This is a genomic window from Anseongella ginsenosidimutans, assembly GCF_008033235.1.
Classification (GTDB): Bacteria; Bacteroidota; Bacteroidia; order Sphingobacteriales; family Sphingobacteriaceae; genus Anseongella; species Anseongella ginsenosidimutans.
This window is the reverse complement of the sequence record NZ_CP042432.1, coordinates 3,171,610-3,196,027: the sequence shown is the minus strand read 5'-3', so window position 1 is coordinate 3,196,027 and position 24,418 is coordinate 3,171,610. Positions and strand designations below refer to the sequence as shown.

Annotated in this window: 23 protein-coding genes and 1 riboswitch; of the genes, 10 read left to right on the top strand and 13 right to left on the bottom strand. The window is 49.2% G+C overall.

The window, feature by feature from the left end:
* Positions 1-4: 4 nt before the first annotated feature.
* From FRZ59_RS13270 to mqnE, 3 genes are read right to left on the bottom strand one after another with little or no spacing between them, the layout of a single operon-like run.
* Positions 5-787, bottom strand: a complete 783-nt coding sequence (locus FRZ59_RS13270; protein WP_132128924.1) for a menaquinone biosynthetic enzyme MqnA/MqnD family protein — start codon at positions 785-787, stop codon at positions 5-7.
* On the bottom strand, positions 780-1,400 hold the full coding sequence (locus FRZ59_RS13265; protein WP_132128923.1) for a histidine phosphatase family protein: 621 nt from the start codon (positions 1,398-1,400) through the stop codon (positions 780-782). The genes FRZ59_RS13270 and FRZ59_RS13265 overlap by 8 nt, the downstream gene beginning before the upstream one ends.
* A 3-nt stretch (positions 1,401-1,403) precedes the next feature.
* Complete coding sequence (gene mqnE / locus FRZ59_RS13260) at positions 1,404-2,594, bottom strand: aminofutalosine synthase MqnE (protein WP_132128922.1); 1,191 nt, start codon at positions 2,592-2,594, stop codon at positions 1,404-1,406.
* A 308-nt stretch (positions 2,595-2,902) separates the two neighbouring features.
* Here mqnE and FRZ59_RS13255 point away from each other — a divergent pair, with 308 nt between their 5' ends.
* The 4 genes from FRZ59_RS13255 to lon all read left to right on the top strand — a co-directional run bounded on the left by FRZ59_RS13255 (position 2,903) and on the right by lon (position 9,221).
* Positions 2,903-3,262, top strand: coding sequence for a BlaI/MecI/CopY family transcriptional regulator (locus tag FRZ59_RS13255; RefSeq protein WP_132128921.1), 360 nt, complete (start codon positions 2,903-2,905; stop codon positions 3,260-3,262).
* A gap of 5 nt (positions 3,263-3,267) precedes the next feature.
* Positions 3,268-4,887 carry a M56 family metallopeptidase gene (locus FRZ59_RS13250; RefSeq protein WP_132128920.1) on the top strand — a complete coding sequence of 540 codons (1,620 nt, stop codon included), beginning with the start codon at positions 3,268-3,270 and terminating at the stop codon, positions 4,885-4,887.
* A gap of 215 nt (positions 4,888-5,102) precedes the next feature.
* The gene (locus FRZ59_RS13245; protein WP_132128919.1) at positions 5,103-6,410 is read left to right on the top strand and encodes a M56 family metallopeptidase; all 1,308 of its coding nucleotides are present in this window, start codon (positions 5,103-5,105) and stop codon (positions 6,408-6,410) included.
* Positions 6,411-6,752: 342 nt separating this feature from the next.
* Positions 6,753-9,221: an endopeptidase La gene (gene lon / locus FRZ59_RS13240; protein WP_225975062.1), complete on the top strand. Its 2,469-nt coding sequence runs from the start codon at positions 6,753-6,755 to the stop codon at positions 9,219-9,221.
* Between the two features lie 97 nt (positions 9,222-9,318).
* On the opposite strand, the gene FRZ59_RS13235 is transcribed toward lon, so the two are convergent.
* On the bottom strand, positions 9,319-10,359 hold the full coding sequence (locus FRZ59_RS13235) for a sugar phosphate isomerase/epimerase family protein (protein WP_132128918.1): 1,041 nt from the start codon (positions 10,357-10,359) through the stop codon (positions 9,319-9,321).
* 82 nt (positions 10,360-10,441) lie between these two features.
* Between FRZ59_RS13235 and FRZ59_RS13230 the strand changes: the two genes are divergently transcribed.
* A complete protein-coding gene (locus tag FRZ59_RS13230) occupies positions 10,442-11,281 on the top strand; it encodes an MBL fold metallo-hydrolase (protein ID WP_132128917.1) in 840 nt (279 codons plus the stop codon).
* A gap of 116 nt (positions 11,282-11,397) precedes the next feature.
* The gene (locus FRZ59_RS13225; protein ID WP_132128916.1) at positions 11,398-12,261 is read left to right on the top strand and encodes a sigma-70 family RNA polymerase sigma factor; all 864 of its coding nucleotides are present in this window, start codon (positions 11,398-11,400) and stop codon (positions 12,259-12,261) included.
* A 79-nt stretch (positions 12,262-12,340) separates the two neighbouring features.
* Here the strand turns inward: FRZ59_RS13225 and FRZ59_RS13220 are convergent, their stop codons facing one another.
* From FRZ59_RS13220 to FRZ59_RS13200, 5 genes are read right to left on the bottom strand one after another with little or no spacing between them, the layout of a single operon-like run.
* Positions 12,341-13,009 (bottom strand): ferredoxin reductase domain-containing protein, encoded by a 669-nt coding sequence (locus tag FRZ59_RS13220; protein WP_132128915.1) that lies wholly within the window; start codon positions 13,007-13,009, stop codon positions 12,341-12,343.
* Positions 13,010-13,011: 2 nt separating this feature from the next.
* Positions 13,012-13,695, bottom strand: a complete 684-nt coding sequence (locus FRZ59_RS13215) for a metal-dependent hydrolase (protein ID WP_225975061.1) — start codon at positions 13,693-13,695, stop codon at positions 13,012-13,014.
* A 7-nt stretch (positions 13,696-13,702) separates the two neighbouring features.
* Positions 13,703-14,302: a DNA-3-methyladenine glycosylase gene (locus tag FRZ59_RS13210; protein WP_132128914.1), complete on the bottom strand. Its 600-nt coding sequence runs from the start codon at positions 14,300-14,302 to the stop codon at positions 13,703-13,705.
* Entirely contained in the window at positions 14,299-14,943 is a 645-nt protein-coding gene (locus FRZ59_RS13205; RefSeq protein WP_132128913.1) for an alpha/beta hydrolase, read from the bottom strand. Before FRZ59_RS13205 ends, FRZ59_RS13210 begins: the two co-directional genes overlap by 4 nt.
* Positions 14,944-14,947: 4 nt before the next feature.
* Positions 14,948-15,397, bottom strand: a complete 450-nt coding sequence (locus FRZ59_RS13200; RefSeq protein WP_132128912.1) for a GAF domain-containing protein — start codon at positions 15,395-15,397, stop codon at positions 14,948-14,950.
* 53 nt (positions 15,398-15,450) lie between these two features.
* On the opposite strand from FRZ59_RS13200, the gene FRZ59_RS13195 reads away from it, so the two are divergent.
* The 3 genes from FRZ59_RS13195 (at position 15,451) to FRZ59_RS13185 (ending at position 18,350) form a co-directional block, all read left to right on the top strand.
* Entirely contained in the window at positions 15,451-15,693 is a 243-nt protein-coding gene (locus tag FRZ59_RS13195) for a hypothetical protein (RefSeq protein ID WP_132128911.1), read from the top strand.
* A gap of 41 nt (positions 15,694-15,734) precedes the next feature.
* Complete coding sequence (locus FRZ59_RS13190) at positions 15,735-17,444, top strand: IlvD/Edd family dehydratase (RefSeq protein ID WP_132128910.1); 1,710 nt, start codon at positions 15,735-15,737, stop codon at positions 17,442-17,444.
* Between the two features lie 132 nt (positions 17,445-17,576).
* The gene (locus FRZ59_RS13185) at positions 17,577-18,350 is read left to right on the top strand and encodes an SDR family NAD(P)-dependent oxidoreductase (protein WP_132128909.1); all 774 of its coding nucleotides are present in this window, start codon (positions 17,577-17,579) and stop codon (positions 18,348-18,350) included.
* 4 nt (positions 18,351-18,354) lie between these two features.
* On the opposite strand, the gene FRZ59_RS13180 is transcribed toward FRZ59_RS13185, so the two are convergent.
* The 3 genes from FRZ59_RS13180 to FRZ59_RS13170 all read right to left on the bottom strand — a co-directional run bounded on the left by FRZ59_RS13180 (position 18,355) and on the right by FRZ59_RS13170 (position 22,787).
* Positions 18,355-19,062, bottom strand: coding sequence for an MIP/aquaporin family protein (locus FRZ59_RS13180; protein ID WP_132128908.1), 708 nt, complete (start codon positions 19,060-19,062; stop codon positions 18,355-18,357).
* A gap of 32 nt (positions 19,063-19,094) precedes the next feature.
* Entirely contained in the window at positions 19,095-20,591 is a 1,497-nt protein-coding gene (gene glpK / locus FRZ59_RS13175; protein WP_132128907.1) for a glycerol kinase GlpK, read from the bottom strand.
* A 300-nt stretch (positions 20,592-20,891) separates the two neighbouring features.
* Positions 20,892-22,787: a TonB-dependent receptor plug domain-containing protein gene (locus FRZ59_RS13170; RefSeq protein WP_132128906.1), complete on the bottom strand. Its 1,896-nt coding sequence runs from the start codon at positions 22,785-22,787 to the stop codon at positions 20,892-20,894.
* Between the two features lie 112 nt (positions 22,788-22,899).
* Positions 22,900-23,132: riboswitch (cobalamin riboswitch) on the bottom strand.
* Between FRZ59_RS13170 and FRZ59_RS13165 the strand changes: the two genes are divergently transcribed.
* Positions 23,127-23,954 carry a glycoside hydrolase family 16 protein gene (locus tag FRZ59_RS13165; protein WP_132128905.1) on the top strand — a complete coding sequence of 276 codons (828 nt, stop codon included), beginning with the start codon at positions 23,127-23,129 and terminating at the stop codon, positions 23,952-23,954. It overlaps the preceding riboswitch by 6 nt.
* Here FRZ59_RS13165 and FRZ59_RS13160 read toward each other — a convergent pair.
* Entirely contained in the window at positions 23,948-24,385 is a 438-nt protein-coding gene (locus FRZ59_RS13160; RefSeq protein ID WP_317127727.1) for a GNAT family N-acetyltransferase, read from the bottom strand. The two genes, FRZ59_RS13165 and FRZ59_RS13160, sit on opposite strands and share 7 nt — an antisense overlap.
* Between the last annotated feature and the right edge of the window lie 33 nt (positions 24,386-24,418).

Genomic DNA, 24,418 nt, shown 5'->3' with positions numbered 1-24,418 from the left:
GCTTTTATAGATCACTACCTGTTGCATTACTGCAAATATGTGTATTGTTTTCCTTACTTCCAAGTAAAATTTCCTGCACGTGCTGCAGAAAAAGGCTGAGTCCCTCCTTCTTCCTGGCGTCCAGTTCAAAACTCAGGTGCTTCATCAAATATTCTTCAAGGTCAAAGCCCTTTACCTGCGGAAGCTCTTTCAGCAATTCCTTTCGATGGGTGACGCCGTATTCCAGCGCCCTGTTGAATTCTTCCCTGAACACGGGGTCTACCGGTTTATTGGCTGCCCATACTGCGAAAACGAATGGCAGGCCCGTGAACCGGATCCATTCGGCCGCCAGGTCATACACGTAAGGATATTCTTTTTTCAACCCGAACGTACGGTCTCCGATAAGCACAAAAGCGTCTTCATCGGCAAAGTTCCCAAACGATGCATCGATTTTCCAATAACGGGAAGCCAGTATCCGGGCCAGTAAATTAGATGTACGGGAATGATTATCAGTGCGAATAAAACGGATTTCTTCGAGCGGTTTCCGGCTGAACAGGAAAACAGAATTGACCTCTCCTACTGCTCCGATACAATAATCTGCAACCAGCTCATAATACGGAAGCTCAGGCAATACTGCTACGGGAACAAGCCCTATATCCGCCCGGTCTTCCTTTAATTTCCGGGCGCAGTCCGCCGGGATATCGAGCATAAACTCTATTTTTTCCAATAAAGCCTTATCCCGCCTTATCCCGTAGACGAAAGGTGTTGTATTCGTATAGGAAACGGCTGAAATGCGTATTTTACTCATAAAGATGCGCTAAATCATTAAAATCAAGCACCTCAAAGCCCTGCCCGTCAAAGCTTAACTTGTACAGGGAGAGGTTCTGGTGCGGAAAACGGTCCATTTCGCTCAGCTCGCTGCCGGTAAGCCGGCACATCAAGATGCGCATAGCCCGCCCATGCATACAAACCAATACGGTTTTTTCATTTTCCCGGGAAAGCATATGCTGAAGCGCCTCTTCCTGCCTGGCGGCAACATCCAGCGCGCTCTCCCCTCCCGGTATGGCTACTTCGTATGCGCCCCGGGCCCATTGTTCCGCTACATTATAAAATTCCTTCATCGTATCAGAACCAGCGTCCTGGCCTTCGTTATTGCCCCAGTCCAGTTCATCCAGTCCCGGAAGCTGTTCCCAGGCAATACCCCGGTCAATAAAAAGCTGGACCGTCTGATGCGTTCGTTTTAATTTGGAGGTGTAGATCTTATCAAAGGCCACGTCCGAGTAGGCTTCATAGAAACGCTGCGCCTGCATCCGTCCGGTCTCATTCAGGTCTGTATCCACTCCCCGCCCCTGCACAATGCCCATCCGGTTATAATCTGTTTCTCCGTGTCGGATAATATAAAAGGTCTTCAAGTCTTCCATGCGTTAATTGAGCGACAGGCGGTCCGGCTCCGGCTGGACGGCTTCCTGTTCACCGGTGTTATAATCCCGGATCACGTGGTATAAGGTATCCCGTTCCAATGGACGGCGCCCTACCTGCCGAATAAGTTCTACCAGCTCGGTGGTCGTCATCCGCGGATGCTGTTCCTCCGCGCCAGCCATCGAATAAATCTTCGTGGTATCGTCAATGGTGCCGTCAATATCACTCACTCCGAAATTAAGTGAAAGTTGTGCAGTAGAACGCCCTATCATGGCCCAATAGGATTTTATATGCGGAAAATTATCAAGATAGATCCTGGACACCGCATAATTTCGAAGATCTTCCACGACGGAAACCTCCGGGACATCCGCCATCTCGTTCTGTTTATTCCTGAATTTAAGGGGTATAAAGGCCTGGAATCCCCCGGTTTTGTCCTGCAGCTGCCGAAGGCGTTCCATGTGGTCTACCCGGTGTCGATACTCCTCAATATGTCCGTACAGCATGGTGGCATTCGTTTTCATCCCCAATTCATGGGCCGCTTCATGTATTTCTAGCCATTGCTGGCTGGTACATTTATCGGCGCAGATCTTTTCCCTTATTTCTTCATCAAAAATTTCGGCGCCTCCGCCCGGCATGGATTGTAATCCTGCGTCTTTTAATCGCTTCATTCCATCGCTGTAGGAAACTTTCGCCTTGCGAAAGATATATTCCATCTCCACAGGGGTAAGCGCTTTGATATGCAGTTCCGGCCTGCGCTTTCTGATCCCTTCAAACAACTCGCAGTAAAATTCGAGGTTCTGCTTAGGATGTACTCCGCCCACGATATGCACTTCAGTCACGGGCTGATCTTTATATCCGTCCACGAGATGCCAGATCTGCTCTTTACTCATCACCCATCCTTCGCTTTCCTGTTTAAGTAAGCGCGAATAAGAGCAAAACTTACAGGTGAATACACAAAGGTTGGTAGGCTCAATATGAAAATTCCTGTTAAAATAAGTACGATGTCCGTGCAGTCGTTCCCGAATGAAATTGGCCAGTATACCCAGGTAACCCAGGCTTCCTTTTTCATAGAGAGTAACGCCTTCATCGAAGGTCAGGCGTTCCCCGTTTTGTACCTTTAAAGCAATAGCATACAGATCTTCCGAAAGCTGGCTTTCATTAAAAAGTAAGTTCGGCTGCTCCGTGGCTTTCTCCATTTGAAAATTTTTGCTAAGGTACGTAATCCGCGAATTTTTCTATAATGAACAGCCGCCGGCGGGGATTGTTTAAGTACCCGTTGAAGGTTATTTTAAAGCAAGGTACTCTTTGTTTATGATTTCTTCTGTTAATAGAATCGAAATGCAACTGAAATATAGTTGCTTGAAAATCCGAATACTCAATGGTAGACGTTCGATAAGTAAATATACGAAGTATTCACCCTTTCCTCCTTTTTTTCAAAATACTTAAAAAAAATTTGGAAGTTACTACGGATGTTTCGTAGATTTACGAATAAATCGTAGAATAAATGACAAAACTCACTTTACAGGAAGAAGAAGCCATGCAAGTAATATGGCAAACAGGCGGCGGCGTAATAAAGGATTTCCTGGAACTGCTGAAAAAACCCCGACCTCCCTACACTACCCTGGCTTCCACAGTAAAAAATCTTGAAAAAAAGGGCTATGTAAAGGCGCGCAAAGCCGGTAATACCAACTGGTATGAACCTGCGCTTCCGGAATCTGAGTACAAACGGTCCTTCATGTCAGGTTTTGTAGAAGATTATTTTAAGAATTCCTACAAGGAACTGGTCACGTTCTTTGCCAAGGACCAGAAAATTTCCCCGGAAGAATTGAAGGAGATCATTCATATGATCGAAAAGAAAAAATAAATGCCATGACACCTCTGTTTTTGTACCTCCTGAAAGTAAACATTGCGCTGGCACTGTTCTACCTGGCTTACCGGTACGGCCTTCGCAAGCTGACGTTTTATACCCTGAACCGCTTCTACCTGCTTTTTGCCATTGGGTTCTCCTCGGTTTATCCGCTTATCGACCTAAGTGGTTTAATCAGCCCGCGGCAGGCTGCAGCGGGTGACATTATTTATTACCTGCCGGACCTTAGAAATATGGCGGCAAAAAGCCCGCTCGAGATATGGAACGTACTCTCTTTTATATTCTGGTCGGGTGTTGTCATCATGGCAGCCAGGTTCCTGGCGCAATGCGTTTCCCTGGCGCGTCTGCACCTGGCTTCAAAAAGGCAGGCCCTGGAAAGCCATCCCATTCGCATGGTGAAAGAAAAAATCAACCCCTTTTCTTTTTTTCGCAATATTTACCTGAATCCATTGCTGCATTCCCGGGAAGAACTGGCTTCCATCGTCAAACATGAACAGGTCCATGTGAAGGAATGGCATACGGCTGACATTCTCGCCGGGGAAGTCAACCGGATCTTTTACTGGTTCAATCCGGGAGCCTGGTTGTTAATGACGGCCATCCGGGAAAACCTGGAATTTATGACAGACCAACGGGTTCTGCGAAGCGGAGTAGACGCCAAAAGCTATCAATACAGCCTGGTGAAGGCCAGCAACATCCCCTATGCTTCCGCACTTGCCAATAATTTTAACTTTTCCCACTTAAAAATAAGGATCACCATGATGGATAAGAAACCTTCTTCGGAACTACACCTTGTAAAATACCTGGTACTGGTTCCCTTTGTGGCCGCGAGCGCGCTGGCCTTTAATATATCGAAAGCGGAGCTGAAAGAACCGCTTATTGAAGTCGTCAAATTTAACGAGCCCTTATTCCTTCATCCGGGTGATACCCTTCCCGAAAAGGAGCTTACCCATTCCGTTTCCGGCGAACTTAACGATGGAAATTTTCCGCCACCCCCGCCGGTAGTGAAGGAAGTTAAAATTTATCCGGCCGACACCGCTAAGAAAAAAGAAAGCGAAAAAAATATTCCTCCTCCCCCGGTCGTAAAACAGGTAAGGTTTGAAGCAAAGAAGGACACTATTGATGACACGGCGCGTGACAAAGAAAGGAAGGATGTAATAATCAATTGCTGTACAACAAAGGCAGGACAGAAAGCGCCTTTATTCATCATAGACGGTGTGCCCTCAAAAGCCGGAATTGAGGAGATGGACCCCAATACGATAGCCAGTATTACTGTTTTAAAAGACGCTAAGGCGACCGGAATGTTTGGAAAGAAAGCCGAAAACGGCGTGATACTGATCGTTACCAAGGGCAACGCCGTTCAAACAATTACGGCTGATATGACACCTTCCGACTCTGTTGAATCGGTTGAAATTGAGTCGGCAGCCGGCGTTCAGGTCCTTCCTGCCGGGGATAATGGAAATATTCTTTACCTTGTTGACGGGGAAGCAGCCGCGGCGGAGACGGTGCAGAAGATCCCGGCAGAGGAAATTCTGCGTGTAGATGTGCTGAAAGACAAGTCTGCCACCGATAAATACGGGGAAAGAGGCGAACATGGTGTTATTGAAATTACAACTAAGAAATAAACCATGTTTCTGTATCTTCTGAAAGTAAACATTGCTCTTGTGCTATTTTACCTGGCCTATTGTTATGGCCTGCGCAGGCTCACCTTTTATACCCTGAACCGTTTTTATCTGCTGTTTGCGATTGGGTTTTCATCGGTTTATCCGCTTATTGATCTGAGTGGGCTTATTAAGCGGCGGGAGGTGAAGCGATCTATTACCTGCCTGACCTGGGAAACGTGGCCGCGGAAAGCCCACACCCGGTATGGAATGTACTTGCATTTGTTTTCTGGTCGGGGGTGGCAGTCATGGGCGCCAGGTTTCTGATACAGCTGCTTTCACTGGCCAGGCTGCATTTTGCGTCCAGGAAACAGGGCGCCGGGAAACCCGTAATCCGAACCATGAACGAAAAGATCAATCCATTTTCGTTTTTTGGCAGCATCTACCTGAATCCGGTATTGCACTCCCCTGCAGAACGTGACTCAATCATTGAACATGAAAAGGTACATATCAGCGAGTGGCATACCATCGACGTCCTCGCGGGAGAACTCAACCGGATTTTTTATTGGTTCAATCCCGGAGCCTGGCTAATAATGAACGCCGTTCGTGAGAACCTGGAATTCATGGCCGACCGAAAGGTTCTGCAAAGTGGCGCAGACGTCAAAACCTACCAATATAATTTGATAAAAGTGAGTAAAAACCCTTATGTGTCCTCGCTTGCCAACAATTTCAATTTCGCCCACCTTAAGATCAGAGTGACCATGATGAATAAAAAACCTTCCTCCGAACTGCATCTGGTAAAATACCTGGTGCTGGTGCCATTCCTGGCGCTCATTTCCCTGGCGTTTAATATATCAGACCGTCCTGCCAAAGAAGCGCCTCCGCGAATGAATGACGAACAGCTTGTTTCCCCGCTCGACACCCTTCCGGCCGATTCTGAAGTGGTCGCGTGGGGATATTTTCTCAGGGGGGATACGAGCGGTTTCTTTTCAACCCCCCCATCAAAAAGCGAAGGCTGGAAAAAGGCGCTTTTTATAGTAGATCGAAAAGAATGGAAATTTGCGGATGTCATGAAACTGGCGCCCAACGATATTCTTTCGTTGAGTATCATCAAAGATGCGCAGGCACTGTATGGTGAAAAAGGAAAGAGCGGAGTTATTATTATCAACACAAAAAACCGCACTGATAAAAAAGAAATTGATACTACGGCGAAAGTGGACGTGTTTACCGGCGAAAAAGTAAAGAAACATCCCCGCGTTGTATCGTTTACGGGGGAAGCAGATAGCATAAAAAGCGACCAAAACGTTTCCGTCCAAAAAGTGATTATCCTTGAAAAAGGGAAACGTTTTCAGATTTCTTTAAATTCTTCAAAACCCGGCGAAACCACTATTATCAACGGCGACAAAGCGCTCATCCTGATTGATGGCAAAGAATCGGATTACGAAACCATGCAGCAGTTAACAGAGGATGACATTGATGCAAGGACAATCATTTCCGGCAAATCGGGGGCAAAGCTGTATGGTTCCAAAGCCGAATACGTGTTATAAGGATCATCACAAAAGAACCATCCTAATATTCCCAGGATCTTCAGCAGTAGCAAAATGGTGTAATTCCGGCATAATCACACTTCAATATACGTGCTGACAACATCGGCCGGGCTGAGGACCGGCAGGCCGGGGATTGCTGACTTAATTAACTTTTGTCCCGCGAAATGATCTTATCCAAGGCCTGTTCCATGTAAGTGTAATACTGCAACGCGTTCTGCCTTTTTAACAGCCACCTCTCATTATACCCATAGGTTTTAGAATTGGCATGGCTATTGAAACATTCGGATTGTATATATGTATAGCTATATACTGCCATTGTGGCAATAAATCCGGAATTTGAATATGTTTGATAGTTTTGACCAGATCCCCTCTCTTTTTATAACGGAAGATACCGAGTTTTTCCCCCTAATGTCTAACGATGAAGAGGAAGAGATCAATAAGGAACCCATACCTGACATTTTGCCCATACTGCCTCTCCGGAACACCGTGCTGTTTCCAGGAGTGATCATTCCCATTACCGTGGGGCGTGATAAGTCCATTAAACTGATACGCGAGGCCTATAAAAGCAATCGTATTATTGGAGTGGTTGCGCAAAAGAACGTGAACGTCGAAGACCCTTCGGTAGATGAACTTAATACGATCGGTACGGTAGCGGCCATCTTAAAGATGCTCCAGATGCCCGATGGAAATACCACGGTGATCATTCAGGGTAAGAAGCGATTTGAGATGGGTGAAGTTGTACAGACGGAACCATACCTGAAAGCAAGAGTTTCGGCGTTTGGCGAAACAAAGATCAGGACTGACAAGGAATTCAGTGCGCTGGTAAACTCCGTGAAGGACCTGGCCATGCAGATCATTGAAACCTCGCCTAATATTCCAACGGAGGCAGGCATTGCCATCAAGAATATTGAAAATTCCTCTTTCCTTATCAACTTCATTTCCTCCAACATGAATGCCGATGTGGCAGAAAAGCAAAAGTTGCTGGAAATAGCTGATTTGAAGAAACGCGCCGAACTGGTATTTAAGCACCTGAGCCAGGAACTGCAGATGCTTGAACTGAAGAACCAGATACAATCCAAGGTGCGCACCGATATTGATAAGCAGCAGCGGGAGTATTTCCTGAACCAGCAGCTCCGCACCATTCAGGAAGAACTGGGCGGTTCTACTCCGGATGCAGAAATACAGGACCTCCGGAAGCGTGGCAATAAGAAGAAATGGGGCAAGGAAGTTCATGAGGCCTTTGATAAAGAAATTGATAAGCTGCTTCGTATGAACCCGGCGGCCGCCGAATATTCGGTAGTGCTGAACTATGCCGAACTTCTGTTGGAATTGCCCTGGAATGAATATACCAAAGATAATTTCGATCTGAAAAGGGCCCAGCGCGTCCTGGACAAGGACCATTATGGGATGGAAAAGGTAAAGGACCGTATTCTTGAATTCCTGGCCGTATTGAAATTAAAGAACAATATGAAGGCCCCTATTCTCTGCCTGGTAGGCCCTCCGGGTGTAGGTAAAACCTCACTTGGGCGTTCCATTGCAAAGGCGGTAGGCAGGAAATACGTACGTATGGCGCTGGGAGGTATTCACGATGAGGCGGATATCCGCGGGCACCGACGTACCTATATCGGGGCTATGCCCGGCCGTATTATCCAATCCCTGCGAAAGGTAAAATCTGCTAATCCTGTATTTGTGCTGGACGAGATAGAAAAAGTGGGTAGTGATTTCAGGGGCGATCCTTCTTCGGCTTTGCTTGAAGTGCTGGATCCGGAACAAAATAATGCGTTCTACGACCATTATGTTGAATTGGATTTCGACCTGTCAAATGTGCTGTTCATAGCTACCGCGAATTCAACGTCCAGCATTCACCCGGCGCTCAAAGACCGCCTGGAGATCATCGAGGTAAACGGCTATACCATTGAGGAGAAAGTCGAAATAGCCCGGCGCCACCTGATTCCCAAGCAGCGCGAAGCACACGGACTCAAAGGCAACCAGTTTAAACTGAGTCCCAAGATCATAGAAAAAGTCATCGAAGAATACACCCGCGAGTCGGGAGTACGCGGACTTGAAAAGAAGATTGCCACCCTGGTACGGGGAACAGCCAAAAAAGTGGCCATGGAAGAAGAATACATGCCTTCCCTGACCGCAAAGGACGTGGAAAGCATCATTGGGGCCCCGGTTTTTGATAAGGAACTTTACGAAGATAATGAACACGCGGGTGTCGTGACCGGCCTGGCATGGACGGCGGTTGGCGGCGACATCCTGTTTATCGAGTCAAGCCTTAGCCCGGGGAAAGGGAAGCTTACCCTTACCGGCAACCTTGGTGATGTCATGAAGGAATCGGCCATGATCGCCCTGGCCTACCTGAAAGCGAACGCCGGCAAATTCGGTATTGAGCCGAAATTGTTTGATCAGTGGGACATTCATATCCATATCCCCGCAGGTGCCATTCCTAAAGACGGGCCTTCGGCGGGAATTACCATGCTCACCGCCCTGGCTTCCGCTTTTACCCAGCGAAAGGTACGGCCGCATCTGGCCATGACGGGCGAAATTACCCTTCGCGGCAAAGTTTTACCCGTAGGTGGAATCAAGGAGAAGATCCTGGCTGCGCGCCGTGCAGACATCACCGACGTGATCCTCTGCAAAAACAACAAAAAGGATATCGAGGAGATCAAGCAGCATTATATCAAAGATATGAAGTTCCATTATGTTTCGGACATGGATGAGGTACTCCAGCGGGCTTTAATGGACGAAATCGTAAAGGAGCCGCTTGACCTTAAAGTAAAGGAAATTCCCCCTTCTCTGGCAAATTAGTCAGGCAATTATATAAGTGCTGCGTTAACTGTAGATGCTTCGTATCAGGTTACTGCAATAGTACGGCACTGGCAGTTAACGCAGCACAGCGTCCGGGTCAGGACAAAGCTGCGCCTGTTTTTTTGAGCAGTTCCAGCGTTTTGCGGATGCCTTCGTCCTCGCTGATGTTTCCAACGCCTTCATATTCAATCCCTACATAGCTGGTATAACCTGCATCCTTGACGATCTGCATCATTTTCGGATAGTCAATCGTCGTTTCTTTACCCTGGTTGTCAAAGGCATAGGATTTGGCGCTTACTCCTTTTGCAAAAGGCATCATTTCCTTAACACCTTTATACATGTCGTAATCTTTCAGGCATTTCGTTGCCATGTAAGCTTCTATAGTTTCTTCTTCGGGCTCAGTACGTTCAATGCAAAAATTACCAAAATCAGGGAGCGTACCGCAATTGCTGTCGTTCACTGTTTTCATCACGCCCGCCAGCCATTCCCCGTTCGAGGAGTACCCGCCATGGTTTTCTACAATAATGGCGATGTTATAATCCTTCGCAAAGGTGCTGAGCCTCCCAAGTCCGTCCGCAGCGGCTGCGGCGACTTCTTCAGCGGGGCCTTCTCCCCTCGCGTTTACACGAATGTCCGTGCAACCGAGGAATTGTGCCGCTTCTACCCATTTATAATGGTTCTCCAGGGCCTTGGTACGCGCTGCCTCATCGACGTTCCCCAGATCGCCTTCTTCATCGATCATGATGCGGACGCTGGTAACTCCCAGGTCATCACATCGTTTTTTCAGTTCACCAAGATAGGTTTTATCCTTCGCCTTGTCCATGAAGAACTGGTTTACATATTCCACGGCATCTATGCCGAATTCATTTTTGGCTTTCGCCGGAAAGCCCAGGTTGTCAAGGTCTCCTTTTCTCAGGGCGCGGTGAAGCGACCATTCTGCCAGGGATATCTTAAAGAATAACTCCCCGGCGCTTCCGCTTTCTGCGGCGAGGGAGTCGCTTTCTGCCGCGCTTCCCTGTTTTTTGTTTCCCTGAACGCAGCTGATAAGAGAAGCAGGCAATACTCCTCCTGCTCCCGCAAGCAGGGATAAGGCGCTAACCCTCCGGATAAACGCCCTGCGATTTCTGTTAGATGACATATTAGGTGGTTATATTTTAAATGGGCTTTAAAGTAAATTTTTTCCCTAAGAAAACAAAATAAATGCCTTAGCTTTATTGCCCATGAACCTATATACTATCCACGCAGGTTATTTTAAGCTGGACGGGGGAGCCATGTTCGGCGTGGTGCCGCAGTCGATATGGAAGAAGTTCAATCCGCCCGATGCAAATAATATGTGCAGCTGGGCCACCCGCTGCCTGCTTGTTGAAGACGGAAACCGGCTGATCCTTATAGACAATGGCCTGGGAGATAAACAAAGCGAGAAATTTTTCAGCTATTATTACCGGCATGGCGAGGCTTCCCTCGAAAGGTCCCTGCATCAGGCGGGGTTCGACTTCGGCGATATTACCGATGTATTGTTAACGCACCTGCATTTTGATCATTGCGGGGGTAGCATACAGTACAATGCCGCCGGAACCGCGCTGGAACCCGCTTTCCCCAGGGCAATTTACTGGAGCAATGAAGATCACTGGAAATGGGCGGTAGAACCGAATGCGCGTGAAAAAGCGTCATTTTTGAAAGAAAACATCCTGCCTATTCAGGAAAGCGGCCAGCTGAAATTCGTAAAAGACGGAAAGGAGTTTGGTGAAAACATCAGTATTCAGCTGGTAAAGGGGCATACAGAATCCATGATGCTGCCGCTAATACGCTATAAAGGTAATACATTGGCCTTTTGCGCCGATCTTTTCCCTTCCGTCGGACATTTGCCTGTACCGTATATAATGGCTTATGATACCCGCCCCTTGCTTACCCTTGAGGAGAAAAAACAATTCCTGGAGAACGCTGTTGAAAATGAGTATATTTTGTTTTTTGAACATGATCCTGTTAATGAATGTGTTACATTACAGAGAACAGAGCGGGGAATAAGGGAAAAAGAGTTAATAGCTCTAAGTGATATTTAAAAAAACAAATCGAAATTAATACCGTTAGTCTTTGTAAAAGAATACAGATTATTATAACTTTGCGCGCTTGCGCTGGATTTACGTTCTAACTATAATAAGGAGAGAAATTTCATAGAATGAGACAACTTAAGATCACGCAGTCAATCACCAATCGTGAAAGTCAGTCTTTGGACAAGTACTTGCATGAAATTGGAAAAGTTGACCTCATCTCGGCGGAGGAGGAAGTAATCCTGGCGCAGAAGATCAGGCAAGGCGATCAGGCAGCATTGGAGCGCCTTACCAAGACCAACCTGCGTTTTGTGGTTTCCGTGGCGAAACAATATCAGAACCAGGGCCTGACCCTGGGTGATTTGATCAATGAAGGCAACCTTGGCCTTATTAAAGCGGCCAAACGCTTTGATGAAACCAAGGGATTCAAATTTATTTCATACGCGGTTTGGTGGATCCGGCAGTCCATTCTGCAGGCCATCGCCGAGCAGTCGCGAATTGTCCGTCTGCCTCTTAATCAGGTAGGCTCTTTAAGTAAGATCGGGAAAGCTTATTCCCGCCTGGAACAGGAGTTCGAACGGGAACCCTCCCCGGATGAGCTGGCAGAGATACTGGAAACGACCGTGGACAAGGTGTCCGATACGCTGAGCAATTCGGGCCGCCATGTTTCCATGGATGCACCGTTTGTACAGGGAGAGGAAAACACCTTGCTGGACGTGCTGGAAAATACCGATACGCCGAATACGGACAGTATCCTGATCGGTGAATCCCTTTCTGAGGAGATCAGGCGGGCGCTGTCTACCCTTACTGAAAGAGAACGGGAAATCATCACGCTTTTCTTCGGCCTGGGGAGCCAGCAGCCTCTTTCGCTAGAAGAGATCGGAGAACAATTCAACCTTACCAGGGAGCGTGTCCGTCAAATCAAGGACAAAGCGCTGCAACGGTTAAGGCATACTTCCCGAAGCAAGATCCTAAAGTCATACCTGGGTTAAAAATCCACCCTGTAAACGAACTTCGCTGGTCTCCGGAATGTGATCCGATTTCCGGAGGCAGCGATTAAATCTCTGAGATTTATTTTTCGAATACCAGTGCATCGGTATTTGCTCCTGCTTCTTCCAGTATCCCGGAAATATCCTGCACAAAAGCATCCGGGCCGCAGATATAAAAATGCTGGCTGAGATCCCGGATATGATTCCGGATGTATTCCGAGTTTATATATCCATGTTCATAAAGGGTATTTTTATCGCCTGTAATCACATTATGGAAATCATTTCCAAAATATTCTTCCAGTTCCTCTTTCAGGATAATGTCCCTGTCCGTCCTGTTTGAAAAATAAAGCTTAGAGCCTTCCAGGCCTTTTTGCGTGTGCAGGTCCCGGAAAATAGCAATAAACGGGGTGATCCCCGCTCCGCCTGCCAGGAATGTCCCCGGCCCTTTAAAGGCAATTGCTCCCCATACATCATGAAGTATCAAGCGGTCACCGGCTTCCAGCTTACCAAGCTCATTGGTGACCCCGTCATGGTCATTGTAAATCTTGATCGTGAATTCAAGATACGGCCATTCATTTAAGCCGGTGAAGGTGAAGGGGCGTTTTTCTTCCCGCCAGCGGGGATCGTCAATGGCTACTTCCGTCGCCTGCCCGGGAACAAAGGAATACCCCTGGGGTTTTTCAACGCGAAAACGCTTTACATTATGCGTTACCGGCTCGGCAGACAGAATCTTTACACTATTTTCTTCCATGTTTACCTGGTAATGGTTTCTCCTATTTTCATCAAGGTAAGATTTTTTCCTTCCCTTTCAAATTTGTCAAGCACTTCCTGGTGGTCAATTTTGATATAACCGAACGTATCGTAATGCATTCCGATAATATCGTCACATTGGATAAAGTCGCAGGCTTTGATGGCATCGTCGGCATCCATTGTAAAATTATCTCCCACGGGAAGGAACGCGAAATTGAGGGTGAACCACTCTGGAATAAGCTGCATATCCATTGTCAGCGCGGTGTCTCCTGCGTAATAGAAAGTATGCTCATTGCTTTTTATGATAAAGCCCATGGGATTGCCCCCGTAACTGCCGTCGGGAAGCCCGCTTGAATGGTGCGCGGTGACACATTTTACCAGGCCAAAGCTGGTATTGAACTTGCCCCCGGTATTCATGGGCCGGATATTTTTAACGCCTTTTTTTTCGAGCCAGGTAGAAACCTCGAAATTGCAGATCACCAGGGCGCCCGTCTGTTCTGCCAGTTCAACGGCATCGGCTACATGATCTTCATGGCCGTGCGTGATCAGCAGGTAATCCGCCTCGATGCGGCTGGGATCAATTTCTTTTGCCAGTTCGTTAGGCCTGATGAAAGGATCGAACAGTAACTTTTTTCCTCCGGTTTCTACGCCAAAGCAGGAGTGTCCGTAATAGTTGATCTGGATCATGATAAAATTATTTTGCTTTGCTTACAAATTTATTATTCCGGACGCTGAACCGCCAGGGAAGAAGGGCATGTTCTCCCGCATAGGCTACCCCTACCCTGGGTCCTGCGATTATATCTTTGCTTTCAATAACTGTTCCTCTTTCTTCTATCCATATGGACTCCGACTGCAGGCTTTTTCCGTTCATATCCCTGGTAATACCCAGGGCCATGCACAAGGCTCCGGGGCCGGCAGTAATCCGGGGATGAAGCTGGGTCATTTTTCTTCTTTCAAGCTGTTCGGCAATGCCTTCAACCGGTTCAACGGCCCTGACGAGTACGGCGTGGGGAATGCCCTCCGTCGCGGTTACTACATTGAACAGGTAATGAATACCGTAGCACAAGTAGATGTACGCTATTCCTCCTGGTTCATACATGACGCGGGTCCGGTTGGTAAACCGGCCGTTCCAGGCATGGGAAGCTTTGTCTTCAGGGCCCCGGTAGGCCTCGGTTTCCACGATCATTCCCACGGTCGTTTTCCCGTTTATTTTTGTGAAAAGATATTTACCCAGTAGGTCCCGGCTTACCTGGAGTACATCATCCCGCCGGTAAAATTCTTCAGGTAATCTCATGATTCTTCAGGTAAGCCATGCAGCAATTCGTTTATTTTATTCGCTTGCTGATAAATGATCAGGTGTGATCCCCTCTTCACCGGAATATACCCGGAAATATAACGCGCCGGCAAAAGCAGGTCGGCGGTGCCGTGAATATGGATCAGGTTTGCCGGAATGGTCTCGTTATTCCATGTTAGGACCGCTTTCATGCACCAGTCGAGGAATTCGGGGTCAGTATCCTTTATCATTTGCCCGGATACGCGGTAGCCGCCGCCCAGGCGGTTCATCAGCGGGGCGGCCAGCTGCCTTAACCGGATCAGCCTCCGGGCTGTTATTTTTTTATACCAGCCTGCATTTCCTACTTTCCGGAGGTAAGGAGGAAGCTCATGGAATGTTTTCGCGCTGGAAATAAGAATTATCTTCTTAAAGGGAGTAAGCTTTGCCAGTTCAATGGCAATCATACCTCCCATTGAAACGCCGAGAAGCGCCGAGTTTGCTGCATCGCTGATCTGTGGCAGCAGTTTCCGTGCGTAAGTGGCCAAAGTATCCTGCCTGCCGGGCTTTAACCAGCTGACAGGACATAGTTCATGCTTTCCTGCGTTCAGCCTGGAAAAAAGCCGTTGATCGGCCCCCATTCCAGGCAGAAGGTAAATTTTCATTTTATCAAAGCGGCAGCAGATCGGTAATTCTCAAGAGGTAAGCCGCATCCGTATCGTTAAAGTCATCCTTTTTATCACTGTCTACGTCCAGTACGCCCATAAACGTCCCGTTTTTCATAACAGGAACCACAATTTCGGACCTGGACAGGTTATTGCAGGCAATATGCCCTTCAAACTGGTCTACGTCTTCCACGATGATGATCTCCTTCTTTGCCCAGGCAGTTCCGCAAACGCCCTTTCCTTTATCAATGCGCGTACAGGCAACCGGCCCCTGGAAGGGCCCCAAAACCAGCTGATCATCCTTTACCAGGTAAAATCCTACCCACAGGAAGTTGAATGCTTCCTTTAACACTGCCGAGATATTCGCCATGTTCGCCACCGGATCCGGTTCTTTTTCCGTCAGGGCTTTTATCCGGGGCAGCAGTTCTTTATACCGGTCTTCTTTCGTTGTCATAATGTTCAATTATACAGTATTGATTCGTTAAAATCAATTATATTAGGGCCGCGATGAGAATTATTGCCGACATCCCCAATCCCCACTGCAAGATCAGTGTTTTTTACATGAACGGAAAGTATATTGTGAAAGCCGAAAAGGCTCACCTGGAACAAACCTTCAAGATCCCGGAATCGGAACTTTTTACCGGTCCGGAAGCTATTCCGGGCTTATTCAACGAAGCAATGATTGCCCGTATCATGGATCGGTTTCGCGAGATGGATAAAGACCTGAACACGGCCCTGTCATTGCTGTGATCGTTTAAAAGCATATATTTAACGCTTAAGTAATCAATAATATGTCTCAGAAACTCCGGAGCCAGCAATGGTTTGGAAAAAAAGGAAAAGACGGGTTTATCTACCGGGCCTGGATGAAAAACCAGGGCGTGCCCGATCATGAATTTGCCGGAAAACCGGTGATTGGAATTTGTAATACCTGGTCGGAACTTACCCCCTGCAATGCGCATTTCAGGGAACTGGCGCAGTCGGTCAAGAACGGGATCTATGAAGCCGGCGGCTTCCCCGTGGAATTCCCGGTAATGTCTTTGGGGGAAACCCTAATGAAACCCACCGCCATGCTGTACCGCAACCTGGCTAGTATGGATGTGGAAGAGTCCATCCGCGCCAATCCCCTGGACGGCGTGGTACTCCTCTGCGGTTGCGATAAAACCACCCCTTCCCTGGTCATGGGCGCCTGCAGTGTGGACATTCCTTCTATCGTCGTATCCGGCGGGCCCATGCTTACCGGTAAATACGAAGGTAAGGACATTGGGACCAGCGATATCTGGCGTTTCAGCGAGGCAAACCGCATGGGTACTATGTCCGATGAGGCACTTTCCCTGTCTGAGGCCTGCATGTGCCGGAGCCGCGGGCATTGCGCCGTTATGGGAACTGCCTCCACGATGGCCTGTATGGTAGAATCCCTGGGCCTTACGCTGCCCACAAATGCGGCTATTCCCGCCGCCGACTCCCGCCGGAAAGTGCTGGCGCATCTGTCAGGAATGCGGATCGTGGATATGGTAAAGGAAGACCTGAAACCGTCCGACATCCTTACCCGTGAAGCTTTTGAAAATGCGATCAAAGTAAATGCGGCAATAGGCGGTTCTACCAATTTTGTGCTGCATTTGCTGGCCATCGCGGGACGGATAGGTATTGATCTTAACCTGGATGATATTGACCGCTTGTCGGCAGACATTCCGCTGCTAGCCAATCTTCAGCCATCTGGCCAGTATTTTATGGAAGACTTTTATTATGCAGGCGGTGTTCCGGTGATCACGCAGATGCTCGGAGAACAACTTCAGAATTGCATAACGGCCAATGGAAAGGGCATCCGTGAAAATGCGAAGGAAGCTTGTTGTTATAATGAACAAGTGATCTCCTCCCTGGACAAGCCGTTCAAGCCGCAATCAGGAATAGCCGTATTAAAAGGTAATCTTTGCGAGAACGGGGCTATCATAAAGCCAAGCGCTGCCAGCGCGTCCCTGATGCAGCACACCGGGAAAGCAGTAGTATTCGAAGATATCGAAGATTATAAAGCCCGTATTGACGACCCTGACCTGGATGTTGATGAAGACAGTATCCTGGTGCTGAAAAACGTTGGCCCTGTAGGATACCCTGGTATGCCGGAAGTAGGTAATATGGGCTTACCGAAAAAAATGCTGGAAAAAGGGCTGGTAGATATGGTCCGCATTTCAGACGGAAGAATGAGCGGAACCGGCTTCGGAACCGTAATACTTCATGTTTCACCTGAAGCAGCCGCCGGTGGCGTGCTGGGCCTTGTACGGCAGGGAGATATCATAGAACTGGACGTTCCCGGAAGAAGCCTCCAGCTCAAGGTGAGCGAAGAGGAACTGCAGCGTCGGCGCAGCGAGCAAAAACCGAATCACCCGGAATTTGACCGGGGTTATGTGAGATTGTATCAGCAATACGTGGAGCAGGCGCATTTAGGAGCTGACATGGCCTTCCTCAGGGGAAAATCAGGCAGCAAGGTAAGCAGGGATTCGCATTAGTGATTCTCACGCGGGCTTCCTGCTCCGGCATGCCGGGCGGGAAGTTTCCGGCATGCCTGGCCGGGACGTTCCCGGCTTGAGCAGGAGGAAGCCGGCAGTCAGCCAGCTGAACTTTTATAAACCAAGATATTAATGGAACAACTATTTACCGGCAAAACAGCCATCGTCACCGGCGCAGGGCAGGGAATAGGCTACGAGATATGCCGCCTTCTTTGCGCGCAGGGAGCCAACGTGGTTTTAAACGATATCGACGCCACGCTGGCCAATGAGGCGGCCGCGGCCATCAAAAATGAACCGGGAACCTGCGTCGCTATTCCAGGCGATGTTTCAGACACCGGCTTCATTGCGGAGCTGACCAGGGAAACTTCCCGCAGGTTTGGAAAAATAGACATCCTGGTAGCCAATGCAGGCATTACGCTCTTTGGTGATTTTTTTGATTATACGGTGGAGAAGTTCCGGAAAGTTGTTGATCTGAATCTGCAGGGCACTTTTTTCCTTACCCAGGCGGTTGCCAGGGAAATGCGTAGTAAAAATACCGAAGGAAGTATTTTACTCATGTCATCTGTTACCGGGCACCGCGCCCATATGCAGCTCAGCGCTTATGGCATGACCAAAGCTGCGCTGGAACTCATGGCTAAAACGCTGGTAATTGAGCTTTCCCCCTATAAGATAACGATCAATTCCGTTGCTCCCGGAGCCACCCTCACCGAACGTACGTCTTTGGACGGCGATTATGAGCGTGTCTGGTCAGGCATTACTCCTATGGGCCGGCCCGCTAAGCCGGAAGATATCGCCAGAGCCACATTATTCCTTGTTTCCCCGCACGCGCGGCATATTACCGGGCAGAACCTGGTCGTGGACGGCGGCTGGACCTGTATCAGTCCGCCGCCGAATTTGCTGACCTGAAAATTCAGCTTAGCAGGCCAAAAAGGCCGGCGGCAAGGGCCGCACCGATAACCGGCCCCAGAATGGGTACAAAAGCATATCCCCAGTCGCTGTCGCGCTTTCCTTTAACCGGCAGCAATGCATGAGCGATGCGCGGGCCAAGGTCCCGGGCAGGGTTTATTGCATAGCCTGTGGGCCCTCCGAGAGAAAGCCCTATTCCTAATACTACCAGCGCTACCGGCAGGGCGTCCAGGGCGCCCAGCCCTACTTCCGGCGTGGCCATGAAGAGTACGCCGAAAACCAGGATAAAGGTGCCGACGGCCTCGGTGAAGAGATTGTTTCCATAATTCCGGATGCCGGGCGCCGTACAAAAAGTAGCCTTTTTTGCGTCAGCATCATCCGTGGCATTATAATGCCCCCGGTAGGTAAGCCAAACCAGGCAGGCCCCGGCAAAAGCCCCCAGGAGCTGACAAAGAATATACGGAACAACCTGCGCCCAGGCGAATTTTCCTGCCAGTGCCAGGCCGATGGTCACCGCCGGATTAATATGGGCCCCGCTGAATTCACTCACGATAAAAACGGCGATAAAAACCGCTATGGCCCATCCGAAGGTGATCACGATCCATCCGCTGTTAAAACCATTCGTCTTCTTTAAGACAACGTTGGCCACTACGCCATTTCCCAATAAGATCAGAATGGCAGTGCCGATTACTTCTGCAAGATACGGAGACATTGTTATTGGTTTAGAGTTTATAGTTTAGACTGCTATGTAGTTTCGGTCCATGAAATGGTCGCATGAATGGCTTTTTTCCAGCCGCTGAGCAAGGATTCTGTCTCTTCCGGCGCCATTTCGGGGGAAAACTGGCGGTCCTCCTGCCATTGCTGCTCCAGCGAAGGAATATCTTCCCAGAAACCAGTTGCAAGGCCGGCAAAATAGGCGGCCCCCAGGGCGGTCGTTTCCGTTACTTTGGGCCGGACGACATTAGCCTGAAGAAGGTTAGCCTGGAACTGCATCAGCAGGTTATTGGCGGTAGCGCCGCCGTCCACACGGAGTTCCGGGATGTCCAGGCCGGAATCGGCTTCCATTGCTTTTAATACATCCAGCGTTTGATAAGCAATACTGTCCAGGGCTGCCCTGGCGATATGGGCAGCGGTAGTGCCTCTTGTCAGGCCAACCAGGGTACCTCTTGCGTCCTGGTTCCAGTAAGGGGCTCCCAAACCTGCAAAAGCCGGTACCAGGTACACTCCATCGCTGTTCTTTACTTCCAGGGCCAATTTTTCCACTTCCGGGGATGAGCGGATAATTCCCAGGCCGTCCCGCAGCCACTGCACTACGGCGCCGGCGATAAAAATGCTGCCCTCCAGCGCATAGGTCGTTTCGCCGTTGATCTGCCAGGCGACGGTGCTTACCAGGTTATTTTTGGAGGGGATCACTTCCGTGCCCGTATTCATCACCATAAAGCAGCCGGTTCCGTAGGTGTTTTTCACCATTCCTTTCCGGATACACATCTGGCCGAAAAGCGCGGCATGCTGATCACCCGCAATGCCGGCAATAGGCACCGCCTGTCCCATCAGTTTTCCGGAAGTGTGTCCATATACTTCACTGCAGGAACGCACCTGGGGAAGCATATTTTCCGGAACGGTCAGTATTTCCAGCAGCTCCTTGTCCCACTGCATGGTATTAATATTATACAGCATCGTGCGGGAAGCGTTGGTCACATCCGTTACGTGAAGCTTTCCCTGGGTCAGGTTCCAGATCAGCCAGCTATCCACCGTTCCGAAAGCAAGTTTACCCGCTTCCGCTTTTGCCCTGGCGCCGGGAACATTGTCCAGTATCCACTTGATCTTGGTGCCGGAGAAGTAGGCATCTACTACCAGGCCGGTTTTCTCGCGAATAAGTTTATCCAGGCCCTGTTTTTTAAGCTCATCACAGAAAGCGGCCGTACGGCGGTCCTGCCATACAATGGCGTTATATACCGGCTTCCCGCTTTCGCGTTCCCATACGATCGTCGTTTCCCGCTGATTGGTAATTCCCAGGCTAGCCAGCTGCTCGCTGTTGAGGCCTGCCTGCGTAACGGCTTCAGCTGCCACACCCGCCTGCGTAGACCAAATTTCCAGGGGATCATGTTCCACCCAGCCGGGCTGGGGAAACAGTTGCCGGAATTCTTTCTGCGCTACCGAACGGATAGTTCCTTTGTGATCAAAAATAATGGCTCTTGAGCTGGTCGTTCCCTGGTCAAGGGACAGGATAAATTTTTCCATTTACTGGTTTTAGTTAAACAAGGGCTCAAGATAAAAGAATTTGAGGATTTCACAAAAAGGTTTCGAAACAATTCGTAATTCTACGAAACCCCGCTTAACCATTTTCAGCAGGACTACCGGTCTCAGCGGGCTTCGCTATACAGGGAGGCGCCACACAGCCGGCATTAACGCGTGAGTGTACTTAATCGCCGTCCAGAAATGCAGACAGGAGCCCCGGTGAAGAGGCTCCTGCTGAATGCTGCGGCTGGTGTGCAAATTCGTTTACCCCCAACCTTGGCTATTTTTGTTACATGTAGCAGTTTAAAAGCTAACGCTCAGACCCGCGGTGAAGTTCATGCCCCTGGTATGATACCCGGTAGATTCGACATAATCGGCATCCGTAATATTTTTCAGGTCGGCGAAAAGCCTGAAATGTTTGTTAAACTGGTATTGTGCGTAAAAGTCCAGTAAAACGAAGGGGTCAAGTGTTTTATCTTCGTTTGCTCCCGAGGTGAATACCAGGTCAGTGCGTTCTCCCATGTACCGGGAATTCAGGGAAAGATAAAGATCAGGACGCACCTGGTAACCCAGCCGCAGGCCTGCCGAATGGCGGGGCCGCTTGTAAAGGTTGCTGTAAGTCGTGTCGGCGGTCGTCAGCTCCCCGTCGGTAAATGCATAAAAGGCCTTCAGATTCAGATCTCCCAGAACCGCCTCCGCTTCGGCTTCCAGGCCATAATCATTTTGCTTATCAAAGTTAATATACCTGAAATCCGGGCCAAAGGTGATCACGTCTTCAACATCCCGCTTAAAGGCGGTAAGGGCCACTTTAAGCTGCTCGCCGGCAAACACCCCTTCGTAGCCGGCTTCGTAACTTTGAGAAAGTTCCGGTTCAAGATGCGGGTTACCGTAGGACGCGTAAAGTTCATCCAGTACGGGGACGCGAAAGGCGGACGCCAGGTTAACAAATACCTTGTGGCGGCTGGCGATCAAATAAGAGGGATTCAGGGTATAGGTGCCGTTGCTTCCATAAAGAGAATGATGATTGAATCTCCCGCCGGCCTCTACGTTAAAGCCGGAAGGGCTACTGAAAAATACGGACCCAAACAAACTCCCGTAATTCATATTGGCGGAATCCGCGGAAATCTTGCCGTAGGGAGTAATGGCATCAGAGTGAAGTTCATTAAAATCCGCGCCGGCAATGAAATGGAAAGACGAACTAAGGCGGTAATTAACATAGGTTTCCGCGTTATGCTGTACTCCGTCAAAATAGCTGAGCGCCGTTCCGGTACCGGGCGCGTCATCGGTTCTCCTGTCAAAATTCGCATAAGAATAAGATGCGACCCACTGGCCGCGATCGCCCAGGTATTTCACAAGGCCCAATCCCGTCTGCAGGAAACGGTTTTCACCGATGTTAGGTCCGTCTGTAAAAGCCCTCGCATCATAATCGTATTCATTCTTGGAATAACGAAGAAAAGGCTTGATGCTTAGCTGCGCCGCCGGACGGATGGCAAAGTTCAGATTTACTGCGTGCTGTTCGAATCCGTCTTTATCAAAGACTACGGTATCACCCGTTTGCGGTTTCGCTGAAGAAAATCCCTTGCTGTCCAGGTAGGTGTAACCCACGTTATAGTCAAAAAGCCCGCCCGAAAGCGTGCCGGAAAGGTTTGCATTGCCCCGGTAGGTATCATAACTCCCTCCGGAAAGCAGGCCGTTTACCGAAACCGGCTTATTTCCGCCCTTTTTGGTAATGATGTTGATCACACCCGCTACCGCTCCCGAACCATGCAGGGTTGAGTTCGCGCCCCGCAGGATCTCAATTCGTTCGATCTGATCGGGAGAGAGGCTATTAAGATCAAAAAAAGTGGTAATACCCGATGGGTCCGCCACGGGAATACCGTCTATCTGAATCGTGGTGTATTTGGGCGCTGCGCCGCGAAGGTGATAAGACATATTGCTTCCCTGAGGCCCGTACACGTTATTGATCACAATTCCCGCCTGGTCGTTCAGTATCTCGGCGAGGTTTCTTCCCCGCAATTTGTCGAGATCCTCCCGGGTAATCACCCGTACGACTTTGCCGGTTTCCGAGGATTTCTTATCGAATTTTGTAGCGGTAATGACCACCTGGTCCAGCGTCAGCGCTTTTTCCTGTGCGGCTGCGGTTCCTGCCACGAGCATACCGGCCGTTAAGCAACTTAAAAGTACTTTCTTTTTGTTCATGCCTTAAAATTTAAAGTAATGCCAGGGGAACAAAAGGCATGGAACGAGGCGGTTTATTCTTAGGAAATGCCTAAACCGGGTAATTCCACAGCTTTGCTCCCGAAAGCTGTAATAATTTATCTATCTGCAGACAGGTCTTCTGACTTACTCCGGTTTCCCCCGCCTTCCCATTTGCCCGTGGGCGAACAGTGGCCTGGCTTCCTATTGCCAATGAGGGGTCCCTTTTTATATCGTATCCGTAAACACGATACAGGAGCTTACAGCAGCGGGCCTGTCCGGGATTTCCACCCGGTTCCCTTGACTGCAAATCAGGGCAAAAGTAGTATCTTTATTCCTGTTATGAAAACAAACAAGATCTTTATTACCCTGTTGTGCTTCCTCGTGCTGGCCGGCTTAACCTGCAACGGCCAGGAAAATCCGTCCGGCATCAAAACCGACAGCCCTTTCCGGAACCTGGTGTGGTCAGACGAGTTTAATTACCAGGGGCTGCCGGACAGCGGCAAATGGGTATATGAAACGGGTTACGTTCGTAATAATGAACTTCAGTATTATACCAGGGCCCGGCCGGAAAATGCCCGGGTTGAAAAAGGAAACCTGGTCATACAGGCACGGAATGATTCACTTGTTATTGACGGAAAAGCACACCCGGTCACCTCGGCCAGTATTACTACCCAGGGCCGGCGGGACTGGACCTACGGCCGGATCGAAGTAAGGGCCAAGCTCCCCGGAAGCAAGGGCACCTGGCCGGCTATCTGGATGCTGGGCAGCAATATCACCGAAGTGGGATGGCCTGACTGCGGCGAAATTGATATCATGGAACACGTTGGCTATATGCCTGATACGATTCATGTAAATGTTCACACTGGAAAATACAATCATGCCGACGGTACCGGGAAAGGTGGCCGCACCCATGTTCAGGCTCCCTTTGAAAATTTCCACCTCTATGCCATAGAATGGATGGACGACCGGATTGACTTTTTTGTTGACGAAAAAAAGGTATTTACGTTCCGCAACGAGGGAACAGGGAACGCTGCCTGGCCTTACGACAAGCCTCATTACCTCATACTGAACCTGGCTTTCGGGGGCGCCTGGGGAGCGGCGCGTGGAGTGGACATAAACTCGCTGCCCCAGACGTACCTGGTAGATTACGTAAGGGTTTATCAGTAGACGGGAATAAGGCGCATCCGGTAATGCCGGATACCAGCTTCCAGGAACTCCTCCCCTTCCTGCCGGAAACCGAACTTCTCGTACAATTTCCTGGCATCGAGCTGTGCATTCAGGTAAACGGACGAAGCGTCTGCGGGCAAGTCGCTCAGCAGCGCCTTCATTAGGGCCGACCCCAGCCCGCTGCCCCTGAATTCTTTTAACACCGCAAAGCGTTCCAGCTTGTACCCCTGCCCGGTTTTCCGCCAGCGGGCTGTTCCCGCGGGAGTCCCGTTCAGCTTTGCAAGAAAATGCACGGAAACTGCTTCAAATTCATCGTACTCCTCCTCAGGGCTTACCTGCTGTTCTTCCACGAAAACTTTTTGACGGATTGAAAAGACAAGCTCCAGCTCCTCTGCGCTGCTGACCTTGTTCACCAAAACTTTCATCATCATAAGACTATAAAACCGGTACTGTAATTGCTGGAT

Excerpts from the sequence above, each read along its gene's own strand:
- mqnE (WP_132128922.1), bottom strand. The coding sequence starts at position 2,594 with ATGGAGAAAGCCACGGAGCAGCCGAACTTACTTTTTAATGAAAGCCAG.
- FRZ59_RS13160 (WP_317127727.1), bottom strand. The coding sequence starts at position 24,385 with ATGATGATGAAAGTTTTGGTGAACAAGGTCAGCAGCGCAGAGGAGCTG.
- FRZ59_RS13255 (WP_132128921.1), top strand. The coding sequence starts at position 2,903 with ATGACAAAACTCACTTTACAGGAAGAAGAAGCCATGCAAGTAATATGG.
- FRZ59_RS13195 (WP_132128911.1), top strand. The coding sequence starts at position 15,451 with ATGAGAATTATTGCCGACATCCCCAATCCCCACTGCAAGATCAGTGTT.
- FRZ59_RS13230 (WP_132128917.1), top strand. The coding sequence starts at position 10,442 with ATGAACCTATATACTATCCACGCAGGTTATTTTAAGCTGGACGGGGGA.
- FRZ59_RS13180 (WP_132128908.1), bottom strand. The coding sequence starts at position 19,062 with ATGTCTCCGTATCTTGCAGAAGTAATCGGCACTGCCATTCTGATCTTA.
- FRZ59_RS13220 (WP_132128915.1), bottom strand. The coding sequence starts at position 13,009 with ATGGAAGAAAATAGTGTAAAGATTCTGTCTGCCGAGCCGGTAACGCAT.
- FRZ59_RS13165 (WP_132128905.1), top strand. The coding sequence starts at position 23,127 with ATGAAAACAAACAAGATCTTTATTACCCTGTTGTGCTTCCTCGTGCTG.
- FRZ59_RS13215 (WP_225975061.1), bottom strand. The coding sequence starts at position 13,695 with ATGATCCAGATCAACTATTACGGACACTCCTGCTTTGGCGTAGAAACC.
- FRZ59_RS13205 (WP_132128913.1), bottom strand. The coding sequence starts at position 14,943 with ATGAAAATTTACCTTCTGCCTGGAATGGGGGCCGATCAACGGCTTTTT.
- FRZ59_RS13235 (WP_132128918.1), bottom strand. The coding sequence starts at position 10,359 with ATGTCATCTAACAGAAATCGCAGGGCGTTTATCCGGAGGGTTAGCGCC.
- glpK (WP_132128907.1), bottom strand. The coding sequence starts at position 20,591 with ATGGAAAAATTTATCCTGTCCCTTGACCAGGGAACGACCAGCTCAAGA.
- FRZ59_RS13270 (WP_132128924.1), bottom strand. The coding sequence starts at position 787 with ATGAGTAAAATACGCATTTCAGCCGTTTCCTATACGAATACAACACCT.
- FRZ59_RS13210 (WP_132128914.1), bottom strand. The coding sequence starts at position 14,302 with ATGAGATTACCTGAAGAATTTTACCGGCGGGATGATGTACTCCAGGTA.
- FRZ59_RS13200 (WP_132128912.1), bottom strand. The coding sequence starts at position 15,397 with ATGACAACGAAAGAAGACCGGTATAAAGAACTGCTGCCCCGGATAAAA.
- FRZ59_RS13225 (WP_132128916.1), top strand. The coding sequence starts at position 11,398 with ATGAGACAACTTAAGATCACGCAGTCAATCACCAATCGTGAAAGTCAG.
- FRZ59_RS13250 (WP_132128920.1), top strand. The coding sequence starts at position 3,268 with ATGACACCTCTGTTTTTGTACCTCCTGAAAGTAAACATTGCGCTGGCA.
- FRZ59_RS13170 (WP_132128906.1), bottom strand. The coding sequence starts at position 22,787 with ATGAACAAAAAGAAAGTACTTTTAAGTTGCTTAACGGCCGGTATGCTC.
- lon (WP_225975062.1), top strand. The coding sequence starts at position 6,753 with ATGTTTGATAGTTTTGACCAGATCCCCTCTCTTTTTATAACGGAAGAT.
- FRZ59_RS13185 (WP_132128909.1), top strand. The coding sequence starts at position 17,577 with ATGGAACAACTATTTACCGGCAAAACAGCCATCGTCACCGGCGCAGGG.
- FRZ59_RS13265 (WP_132128923.1), bottom strand. The coding sequence starts at position 1,400 with ATGGAAGACTTGAAGACCTTTTATATTATCCGACACGGAGAAACAGAT.
- FRZ59_RS13190 (WP_132128910.1), top strand. The coding sequence starts at position 15,735 with ATGTCTCAGAAACTCCGGAGCCAGCAATGGTTTGGAAAAAAAGGAAAA.